We start from the raw sequence: 10,873 nt of genomic DNA, 5'->3' as shown, positions 1-10,873 counted from the left end.
TGATATTATTGGTTGTTACTGGTTGTTACTGATTTTCGAGACACCCTATATATTAATTCTCCGGAACTTATTACCAATTTTATCAGTCATAGATGTATAATATAATTACACTATACGTGGGAGGGGTATCATGAATGAAATTACCGCAGCAGCAACGTCTTTAACAGGCGGAGTAATTGATCCCTTTGCTGTACCTCTTATAAATACTGCTGTTTCCTATGGAGGAGCTTTTCTTGGGGGGCTCCTGTCGTTCTTTTCACCTTGCGTACTGCCTTTAATTCCGGTATTCTTTGGTGTATTAATGGGTTCAGCCAAGAAACCCATTGAAAGGTTCTGGAAAGGAGTTTTTTTTACAACAGGAATGTCGATATTCTTTTTCTTGCTTGGAACCGGTGCAGGGGGATTGGGACAATTCATAGGCAAAAATAGGCTATTAATGAATGCTATATCAGGTGGGCTTTTTATTCTTTTTGCTTTCCTTTATTTGTTCGAGGTTGGTTTTAAAGGTGTAAAAGTTAATGTTTTTAAGTTTAAGGGAGGTTTACTATCTGGCTTTTTGCTTGGATCTGTACTGGGAATGATTTGGGTACCTTGTGCCGGCCCAATACTCGGATCCATTCTTGTTCTTGCAGCGAATCAAAACACTGCCGGGCAAGGGGGTCTATTGTTGCTTGTATATTCTTTTGGATTAAGCATTCCCTTCTTGACTTTGAGCGGTGTTGTCGCAAAGCTTACTTCTAAACTCACTTTTGGAGGGGAGTCAAAAATAAGGGTGGCACTTCGCTTGATAGTATTTGCGCTGCTCTTTACAGCGGGGATACTCACCATGTTTGATAAGTTGAATTTACTTCAGATCACATTTTAAAAGCTTTTTGGAGGTGGAAAAATGAGGAAGATCTTATTTTTGTTAGTGATAACAGCAATTTCTGTTTCAATTTTTTCATATGATGCGGCACTCAGTGATTTTGATACGGGAATGAAGCTCGCGAAACTCGAGCAGAAGCAGCTCATTGTAATGTTTTCTGACCCCGGTTGTTATTATTGCAATCTGTTTATTAAAAATACTTTGCCCGATGAAAACGTTGGAAAACTTTTAAAAGCAGGATATGTTTTCGTGGAAATATATCCTGTTAAAAAGATTGCAACTGTGGAGATTAATGGGGAACAGCAAAAATTCTTATACAGCGATCTATACTCTGTATTTGGTGTTAAAGGTACGCCAACTTTCTGGTTTTTTGATGAAGAGGCAACCCCGGTAACAAGCCTGCCGGGATACGTAGAACCCGATTTTTTCGTAAATGTACTGAAGTTTCTCGGTGAAAAAGCTTATAATAGCGGTATTTCTTTTGCTGATTATAGCTCGCAACCCCATGAATATATAGGCACTCCTATGTTGATAAATCTATCCGAAGAAGATGCTCAGTATATTCTCGAAAATGATCCTCTGGCTGTTAATTACAGCGCTGATCTGGAGTTTGACCCATTCCGTGTTTGGGTTACTTCCGATCCTGAGATAGCAAATGAACTCATCTCAAAGGGAGCTTATAGAGTGATTTTGGTTACATCGAGCGCAGAGTGACCTATCAACAAAACAATAAAGGCGATGTTCAAGAACATCGCCTTTATTAATGGCTGTTGCATGGAATGAAAAAGGTTATTTATCAAATATATCCTGTGCGATTTTTTCAAAAACTTCCGTTGTGGGTTTGTCGATATTGCATGCCCTCACAAGGGCCAGAGTGGTTTCAGGATATTTGTCGAAATAATCTTTCACAGCATTAAAAAAGGCCTTTGCCGATATTTCCTTTGGAACTCCGAATATCCCCGAAGAAACAGCCGGTATTGAAATAGTTTTGACCCCGAGCTCACCTGCTTTTTCCAATGCATTAAAAAAACTATGGTATAGCTTTTCTTCAACGTTATCCTGCCCATATTGAGGCCCGTGCACATGAATAACATATTTAGCATGGAGCTCTCCTGCACCGGTAACTGCTACTTCGGAAACCTCCAGTGGTCCCTGGTTTCTCACAATCCTGTCGCTCTCTTCCTGAATTATTTTGCCACCTGCCCGCACTATCGCTCCCGCCACACCACCACCATGCCGTAGATAAGCGTTTGCGGCATTCACTATTACATCTACTTCTTCACGTGTGATATCACCCTGCACAATCTGGATTATCTTTCCCTTTTCAAGAATTATGCTTTTCACTTGAATCCCCCCTGTATTCCTTCAACCCATTCCACAAAGTACTTAAACGTTCCTTTATTTTTCTTTCATGTCCGGTATTTCCAGGCTTGTAAAAAACCATTCTGGCGATTTCTTCAGGCAGATATAGTTCCCTGCTAAAACCTCCTTTGTCGTGAGGATATTTGTAATCTTTTCCATATCCGAGTTTCTTCATCATTTTGGTTACAGGGTTTCTCAGCTTCAATGGAACGGGAACGTTTGGCTTTTTCCTTATGATTTCATAAGCGGCATTTCTTGCCCGGATTACGGCGTTGCTTTTGGGGGCAATAGACAAATAGATCGCCGCTTCAGTCAGGTTTAATGAACACTCAGGAAGTCCTACTTTCTCCACAGCCTGAAATGCCGAAGTTGCAACAACCAGTGCCATAGGATCAGCGAGTCCAACATCCTCCGAAGCGAAAATAACCATCCTTCTGGCTAGAAATTTGGGATCTTCGCCCCCTTCAAGCATCCTTAGCATATAATACACAGCTGCATCAGGATCACTGCCACGCATGCTTTTAATAAAAGCTGATGCTAGGTCATAGTGCTCTTCACCCTTTTTTGTATATCTTCCTCCCGGAAGCATTGAAAATTCACGAAGGAACTCGGTGTCAATCAACTTTTTTTCGAGTGCATGGGCGGTATCGCTGAGTGTGTCGAGCAGGTTCAAGGCAATTCTTGCATCGCCACCTGCGCTTTCAGCTATCACTTCCAGCACCTCATCGTCGAATCCCAGATCGTATTCTTTGATAACCCTGTCTTTGCTGATTGCTTTTCTAAGCAATTGAACTATGTCCTGAGGCTTTAATTCCTTGAGTATAATCAGCCTGCACCTTGACAGAAGCGCAGGATTGACTTCAAAACTGGGGTTTTCCGTTGTCGCACCTATTAGTATTATTGTCCCTTTTTCAGTAACAGGCAGAAAAATATCCTGCTGGGCTTTGTTCAAGCGGTGAATTTCATCTACGAAAAGAACCATTTGGGTACCGTATCGTTTTAGCTGTTCTGCCCTCTGAAATAACTGTTTCAACTCACCTGTACGCTGTGTGGTAGCACTGAAATAAAGGTATTCGTGCTTATCAGGCAGGTTTTTTGCAATCAAATGCCCGATTGTGGTCTTTCCGGTTCCGGGTGCACCATAGAGTATCATGGAAAAGAGTTTTCCCTTTTCAAGAGCTTTTCTTATTATCCCATTTTTCCCCGTCAAATGATATTGACCGACCACATCATCAAAATTCTCGGGCCGTAAACGTTCACTAAGTGGTTCCCAGCTTCTTTCTGAAGAATTCAACTGTTTTCACCAGCCCATCATTCAGTTTCACAGAAGGTTCCCAGCCCATAAGCCTTTTCGCTTTTTCCCAGCTTAAAATGGATTTCCTCAAATCGCCCGGTCTCGGATCGGCATAAGTCGGTTTCTTTGCGTATGCCGTCGCTTTCCTTAATGCTTCAAAGAGCTGGTTTACGGATGTTCCTATGCCTGTACATATATTAATCACATCATTTTCAAGCTTTTCCATCGCAAGCAGGTTGGCTTTTGCAACGTCAGAGACATATACATAATCCCTTATATTTTCACCGTCTCCGAAAATTATTACCTCTTCGCCTTTAAGCATTCTTTCTGAGAATATTGCCACAACCCCGGCTTCCCCATGGGGATCCTGTCGTGGCCCATAAACATTTGCATATCTCAGCACAGCGTATTTCAGTCCATGCTGATAGTTATAAAATCTCAGGTAATTCTCAACGGAAAACTTGGCTATTCCATAAGGAGAAATAGGTTTGGGAAATTCTGTTTCAGGTGTCGGAATTGTTGAAACATCATCACCGTATATAGCTCCTCCCGTGGAAGAGAATATGAATTTCTCAACACCGTATTTTACTGATAACTCCAGCAATTTCAACGTGCCCGTTATGTTTATCCGTGCATCTTCAATGGGGTCTTTTACCGAGCGCGAAACACTAATCTGAGCAGCAAGATGGAAAACGTACTTCGGTTTATGAACCATAAAAATCTTTTCCATCATTTCATCGTCAGTGATATCCTGCTGGTAAAAAAGCGCTCTTGGATCGAGGTTTTCCATTTTACCAGAAGAGAGGTTGTCAATTACTATCGGCATGATATTTTTTTCTATCAGCGCATTTACAACGTGCGAACCTATAAAACCCGCACCGCCTGTAACCAGAATATTGTCAGCCACAATATCTCCTCCTAATTCATATTGAAATTTCTTCTCCTTTCAGTGCCTGGTCATACATCTTCCTGACTTTCTTAATGTCTTCCCATGTAAGATATTTTGGTGAGCCCGGTGTTCTTGACGGATTCCTCAATAAGTAGCTTGGGTGAAACATTGCAAAAACCTTTGTTCCGGGGTACCAGTCAAAAAGCTGGCCGCGGTATTTGGTAATTGCCACTTTTTCGTTCTCCAAAAAGAAAGAAAGAGCTGTCGCTCCAAGAGCAACTATGAGCTTTGGTTTGATAACCGATAGCTGCGAAAGCAAAAAGGGAGAACATGACTTCATTTCTTCATAGGTTGGCACTCTGTTTTTGGGCGGCCTGCATTTCACGATATTTGTAATATAAACATCTTCCCTTGAAAGATTGACCGATTCCAGGATCTTAGTGAGTAATTGCCCGGCTCTCCCAACAAAGGGCCTTCCGCTTGCATCTTCATCTGCGCCCGGGCCTTCACCAACGAAAACTACCGGGCTATCCAGAGAGCCTTCACCGGGAACAGCATTTGTCCTTTCCATGCTTAAAGGACATGCGGTGCATTCTTCAATTTTCCGGGATATGGCGATCATTATCTCTTTTCTCCTAACGTATTCTGTCATCTTACCACCTCAGAACTTGAATTTAAAATATGGATTTCCATTATCCAGCCCGAGAACCAGATATCTGTCTGACAATGCTTTTATATAGTACTTTATTCCTATCATTTCTACTATGTCAAAAAAGGAAGTTCCAGAGAAATTAATCCTGAGTATCCCTTCTACAGCCATACAATGCAGGTCAAGATACAGCGGCCTTGATTTTCCATATAACGTGTCCCAGTCAATTTCATTATACCCGGTACCTATTTCAAGAAAGCTCTCAGCGCCTATATGTAAGCTTAGTCTTCTTAAAAGAGAATTTCCAAGGCTTAAATCGTTGATGTTAAGCTGAAAGCTGCTGTTATCATCGTCGAGCTTCAATTCTGCTGATAATCCGTAATTCTGGAAAACCCTTCCGGTACCATAAACCAATCTCTTATCGGAGAGATACAATCTATTAGCGCCTGCTGCTATTGTCCAGCTCCCATTCAAGGAAGCCTTTTTTGCAGCGAGGAAAAAGTTTTCAATTCTTAGCTTGTTCAATGTAAAGCTGTCAACACTTAATATGTAGAAGCGCCCTTCTCCGGTACCGAATTTCTCCGTAAAATATCTGTCTGGAAAAGGGTATGATGATGTAAAAGTTGCATCAGCGGTCAAAAAATCAAACTTTGCCCCTCTTATATCAAAATATTTTGTTTTGAATTTATCAAAAAGAATGCTAATTCTATCTGGCCAGATTTTGCCCTTGTAAATAAAGGGATATTCCATGTTAAAACCAATTTCCAGCGATTTTGTGAGCTCAAGACCCAATCCTATGCTGAAAGGGTTGTCTTCAGCTTTTGTAGATTCAGGTGATAGTTGCCACTCAAAGGTAAAATCTACTTTGCGGTCATTTTCTTCAAGGTTTATTCTTTCGGTATTTTTAACTGTGCCCAATTTCCTTTCGTTCCAGAAGTAACTGGTATTCGTCTCATGGGAAACAGCACCGTATTGAGCACTAAAATCAAAACTCGTTTCAGTTGCTATCAGTGAATTAAAGAGAGTTTTTTCGTTGTGCTCAATATTCAATTTTCCAAATGAAATACTTCCATCTGTTTTCAACTCGCCTGTTTCAAAAAAGGAAGCATCAGGTGAATAGAGCGCTTCGAAGTTCACGCCGGTTTCAAACTCTGCGTTGAGCATTCTTGATTTCAATTCAGCACCTAACTTCCCGGGGTTTTTTAGCTCCCCGCTTTTCAAATTGATCGTTGGGTTATACTGAACATAAGCGCTGAAGGAAGCTGATGGTGAATAATTCAATTCGTTTTCAAGTGAAAGGGCAGGCATTCCCGAAAAGATACTATCTATAAGTGTCTTTGTATCGGTTGCCTCAAAATCAAGTGAATATGAAGGGCTCAGGTTCATTACATATTTCAAGCTTCCAAGCTTTTGGTTCAAAAAAGGTATTTCCCTGGATAGGGTGGTCTTGTTTTTGAAATGCCAGCTGCCATCATAGAAAGTACTATAACTCATATCGGATTTTACATCGAACAAACCGGAATATTCGAGTTTAACAGGATCAATCCAGAAGAGTTTTTCTGCGATGTTCTCCTGTGTGCTATCGAATCTCAGTGCGTAATTACCGGTAAGTATGAATTTGCGATCTTTGCTTTCAATTGTGACCCTATTTGTACCTATTCCGTTCTTTGAAATTGGTGTGGATATCTCAACACTATTTTCGTTGAAAGTGCTGAACAGGTCCCCACTGCTGGAAAGATATCCCCATTCGAAGTTATAATCGCTCAAATCAAGCTGAAACTCATCCATGTTTTCAGGCAATAGAAGAGAAGTAGCCACATTTCCCTCTGCAGTTGCGCTTGATGATATCGTAAAGACAAGTTCCTTCAAATCAAAGGTTGCATCCTGAAATCCGAGTTCAGTCATAGACATAGCAGCACTGCTGTTCAGATAGTATTTAAGTTCATCCTCGATGGAATACCTTCCCAGTTCCAGGGAGATATTACTGCTCTTACTTGAGGCCTCAAAAGTTCTTCCAGTATATTGAAAATTCACTGGCAGTTCCAGATTTGCATTGATTCCCCACAATTGCGTAGATTCATCTGTTTCTGTATATAGTGCATAGTTTCCGAGAAATGAGCTCTTTACCTTCCCGCTCGAAGGGGATGAATAGTTAAAAATTCCAAGATATAGTTTTGCTTCATTTTGGAGCTCAAAGGGAGTTACCGTCTTTTGCTTTTTATTAACAGTCTTGTATCCCAATACCAGTTGAGCGAAGGGATCCTTCAAGGCGTCAGAAGGACTGCCTTCAAGATACAAAGCCCCAAAGTTCAAAGTGCCATCTACCTTTGGCTTCAAAAGTATATAAGCGCCAAGATCATAACCACCCTTTAAAACATCTTCACTATATTGAAAAAGGCCGGTGAAGCTTCCAAGATTAGTCGAGATATTGCTTTTGAAATTAAAAAAATCCGCACTGCTTCTCCAATTTCTTTCCCATGAAAAGCTAAGGGTTAGCCAGTTGAGCTTCAAATACCTGAGGGTAATCGTTGTTTTTCCTTCGCCGATAGAACTGAGATCTATCTGAAAAGGTCTTCTCTCCGGGTCATCAAGACGGAAATAATACCACGGGAAGTAAAATACGGAAAAATCGAGAATTCGCATCACAAGATTTTCCACTTCGAGATATTCTCCGGGTTTAAGCCTTGCAAAACTAACATCGAAACTATAATGGGGATGTTTAAGGTCGCAGGTAGTGAAGGAAGAATCCCGAAAGGCTACGGTTGGTGTAGTCTCAGCAGTAGCCTCCACATAATTGCCTGAAATGTAAAAGCTGACGCTTTTGGCTTCGCTAGAACCTGTTCCCGGAATTTTAATCGCAGTTTTGGTGTAAGCCTTAAGGGCCTGAACCATTCCCAGATCAAGTTCTACAATTGCACGATCAGAAAATATTTCGCTTTCGCCGGTTGATAATCTAACATTGCCCCAGAACGCTATTGATACAGGGGTTTCTCCCCTTAACAGTATAGAAGCGCTTGATGCGGTAACCGTAATATTTGTTTTAGTGCTATTATAGGAAAGCTGCACTCCGTTGGTCAGCAGCACTTCGTTTGCTTTTCCCTTAACCACGCCAGCTGAGAGCTTTAAATTGCCTGCATAAAGCGTAGTTGAAATACTTATCAAAAGTACGATAACGCTGATCTTGAAAACCCTTCCCAGAAATTCACTGAGCCTGTAAGATGCTCTGGTATCGATAAGTGAAAATATTACCATCCCGAAAACGGTAAAGAGTATATTCGGAATCCATGGAGCCAGAACCGGGTTGAACAAATTTTCCTTTCCCATGGCACTTAACCACGCGCCTGATCCCTGATAGATGACCACAAGAACAAAGGTGAGAATTACTGACCAGGATCTGGATTTCAAATTCAAAAAAAGCGAAACAGGCACACCGAGGAGAACGATAACAAAAGGAGCAAGGGAATTCGATAATTTTTCTTGAAGGGCAACTTGTAGTGAAGACGTATCAACACCAAGCTTGTTAAAACTGTCAATTTTTTTCCTGAGTTCAGAGCTTGTCATTTCTCTTGGAGATTTTGAGCTCCTTATGTATTGGTTTATATCCTGTTCAAACTCAAGTTCCAGGGAATCGAATTTCATATCGAAAAGCAAAAAGCCTTTTGAGTCCGTTTCATATACCCGCCCATCGTGCATAATCCATCTACCGGATTCCTTTGAAGCGCTTTCTGCACTTATTACGCGGGTTTTACCGCTGCTAAGGTCATACAGTAAGAGATTTTGAAGTTCCCCGGTTTCGGGGTCTATCCTTTTTATGTAAAGGTATCTCCCTCTTCCATCCTCCAAAAAGGCATTCTCTTTCAATGTAACTTCGGGTCTCTTGTATACGTATTTGGCTATCGCCTCAGAAGCTTTTCGGTTTGATATGGGAACTATGAAATCGTTGAAACTGTAAGCTACCAGGCAAAGCATCATTGAAAAGATGAGAAAGGGAATCACTATACTTTTTAGGGTAACTCCATGAGTTTGAAGCGCTATCAGTTCGTTATCAGACCTCATTCTTGAAAGTGTCCAAAAAATAGAAAGAAGAACCCCGACAGGAATTCCCAGGACTATAAAATAAGGCAGGTTGAAATATATTAAAATGAACAGTTTATCTATTCCCACTTTATAGCGAACTATAAGATCGGATAGCTGATAGAGCAGTTCAAGGCTGACAAAGAGTATAAAACCTCCCAGCCCTATAAAAAAGGATCCCAAGGATTGTTTGATGATATACTTTATCAGAATTCTCATAGGAATTCCTCCACTTTGATCGCTGTTTCTCTAACTATCTATTTTAAAGAATTCACTTCCAGTGCATCTATAATACTCTCCCGTTTCGATAAATACCGAGCATTCGGTTAATGACATGGAAGCTGACGCAATTATCCCGAATATTTTTAAAAGGTTTATTAGCTTTACTCCCTGGGGAGAAATAGCTGGATTTTGAACCATCGTCTCTGTTATTTCTTTCTCTATGCTTTCAAGCAAACTGTATACTTTGTTGAATTTTGAACACATTTGCTCTGCTATGCCTATTGATAAGGAATTTATGTTTTTAACTGAATTATTAATCATCTCGTCGACAAGGGTTGAGATTTTGGTCATACTGTTGTAAAAGCCTATCGGAGGTTCTTTTAATAGCTCCATCGAGTACTTCGAAATCATCAGGCATTGTTTGCCTATGTGCATCATCTCATCTGCCAGTTTAGCTGCCATCGTAACAAACCTTAAATTCTTTCCGGTTAGTATAAGTGTTCCACCAACAATCACAACTTTTCTTTCGATATTCAGCTGAAAGGTGTCTATGATAGATGTAGAATACAACACATCTCTCGCATGATGTTCGTTTCGTTCGATGAAGGCCACTTTGGATTTGCTATAAAGAGTTTGAACATAGCGCCCGAACTTCAGCAGCTCTTCGCGTAATTCATCCAGTTTTTCTTCACCTTTTTTGGAAATCATCTCTAAGCCTCCCACCAAAGGCGAGTTTTTCCCTCATTACACCAACAAAATCGAATTCCTTCGGCCTTAGCAATATCACCGACTTTCTTGAGAGGATAACTTCTACCTTTTGCCCTTCCTTGAGCCTTCCTGCGTATACACCGTCACTGTAACAATCAAGTGGATAGCCACGGTCATCGAGCAGTTCTATAGTCGTCTTTCGCGAATTTCCAACCACCACACAGCCAACATAGGGATTATGGGGGCTCAATGGAGTTACCTGGTATACGCTGGAAGCGGGGTCGATTATTGCGCCACCAGCAGCAAGGTTATAAGCAGTAGAACCAGTTGGCGTGGATATTATTATTCCGTCTCCCGCTACTAAATAGGGCGAGAATCCCTCTATAATTACTTTCAAATATATCGTCCTGCTCGGTTTTGAGCGTTCCATAACAAAGTCATTTAGAGCGTATTCAGTTCCAAGAGCGCTTTCAATTCTAAGAAGTGCTCTCCTGTCCTCGACAAGAGAGGAGCTCAAATAGGAATCAATTGCTTCGTTCAATTGGTTAAGCTCAAAAGCTGAAAGAAAACCCACGCTTCCTATTTTGAAACTCAATATAGGAGCAGAATTTTGCAGAGCACAGGGGACAGCTTTGAGCACTGTTCCATCACCACCAAATGTCAAAACAAGCTGTAAGTCTTTTATCTCACAGCTCCTGTAATTGTCACAAAGTGCCATCTCAATGCCGCGCTTTTTCAGATGATTTCCAATCCTTTCGATGTCCTTTTTTCCGATTCTGCTTGTATTGAAAAATGCAAGGGCTTTCAAAG

At 41.0% G+C, this 10,873-nt stretch carries 9 protein-coding genes; 2 read left to right on the top strand and 7 right to left on the bottom strand.

Annotation, left to right across the window (positions count from 1 at the left end; all coding sequences use genetic code 11):
• Positions 1 to 130: 130 nt before the first annotated feature.
• Positions 131 to 865: a cytochrome c biogenesis CcdA family protein gene (locus tag AT15_RS08960; protein WP_084251680.1), complete on the top strand. Its 735-nt coding sequence runs from the start codon at positions 131 to 133 to the stop codon at positions 863 to 865.
• 21 nt (positions 866 to 886) lie between these two features.
• Positions 887 to 1,579: a thioredoxin family protein gene (locus AT15_RS08955; protein ID WP_068348649.1), complete on the top strand. Its 693-nt coding sequence runs from the start codon at positions 887 to 889 to the stop codon at positions 1,577 to 1,579.
• A 75-nt stretch (positions 1,580 to 1,654) separates the two neighbouring features.
• Here AT15_RS08955 and AT15_RS08950 read toward each other — a convergent pair whose 3' ends face one another.
• From AT15_RS08950 to AT15_RS08920, 7 genes are read right to left on the bottom strand one after another with little or no spacing between them, the layout of a single operon-like run.
• Complete coding sequence (locus AT15_RS08950) at positions 1,655 to 2,209, bottom strand: macro domain-containing protein (protein ID WP_068348647.1); 555 nt, start codon at positions 2,207 to 2,209, stop codon at positions 1,655 to 1,657.
• Positions 2,190 to 3,521, bottom strand: coding sequence for a replication-associated recombination protein A (locus AT15_RS08945; protein ID WP_068348644.1), 1,332 nt, complete (start codon positions 3,519 to 3,521; stop codon positions 2,190 to 2,192). The genes AT15_RS08950 and AT15_RS08945 overlap by 20 nt, the downstream gene beginning before the upstream one ends.
• Positions 3,487 to 4,428, bottom strand: coding sequence for an SDR family oxidoreductase (locus AT15_RS08940; RefSeq protein ID WP_068348641.1), 942 nt, complete (start codon positions 4,426 to 4,428; stop codon positions 3,487 to 3,489). Before AT15_RS08940 ends, AT15_RS08945 begins: the two co-directional genes overlap by 35 nt.
• A 16-nt stretch (positions 4,429 to 4,444) precedes the next feature.
• Positions 4,445 to 5,062, bottom strand: coding sequence for a uracil-DNA glycosylase (locus tag AT15_RS08935; protein ID WP_068348638.1), 618 nt, complete (start codon positions 5,060 to 5,062; stop codon positions 4,445 to 4,447).
• 9 nt (positions 5,063 to 5,071) lie between these two features.
• Positions 5,072 to 9,352: an LptF/LptG family permease gene (locus AT15_RS08930; RefSeq protein ID WP_068348634.1), complete on the bottom strand. Its 4,281-nt coding sequence runs from the start codon at positions 9,350 to 9,352 to the stop codon at positions 5,072 to 5,074.
• Positions 9,353 to 9,382: 30 nt separating this feature from the next.
• Positions 9,383 to 10,063: a phosphate signaling complex PhoU family protein gene (locus AT15_RS08925; RefSeq protein WP_068348632.1), complete on the bottom strand. Its 681-nt coding sequence runs from the start codon at positions 10,061 to 10,063 to the stop codon at positions 9,383 to 9,385.
• Complete coding sequence (locus AT15_RS08920; protein WP_068348672.1) at positions 10,044 to 10,871, bottom strand: NAD(+)/NADH kinase; 828 nt, start codon at positions 10,869 to 10,871, stop codon at positions 10,044 to 10,046. The genes AT15_RS08925 and AT15_RS08920 overlap by 20 nt, the downstream gene beginning before the upstream one ends.
• Positions 10,872 to 10,873: the final 2 nt, after the last annotated feature.

The sequence above is a fragment of the Kosmotoga arenicorallina S304 genome, assembly GCF_001636545.1.
Taxonomy (GTDB): domain Bacteria; phylum Thermotogota; class Thermotogae; order Petrotogales; family Kosmotogaceae; genus Kosmotoga_B; species Kosmotoga_B arenicorallina.
This window is presented reverse-complemented; position numbering and strand designations above follow the sequence as displayed.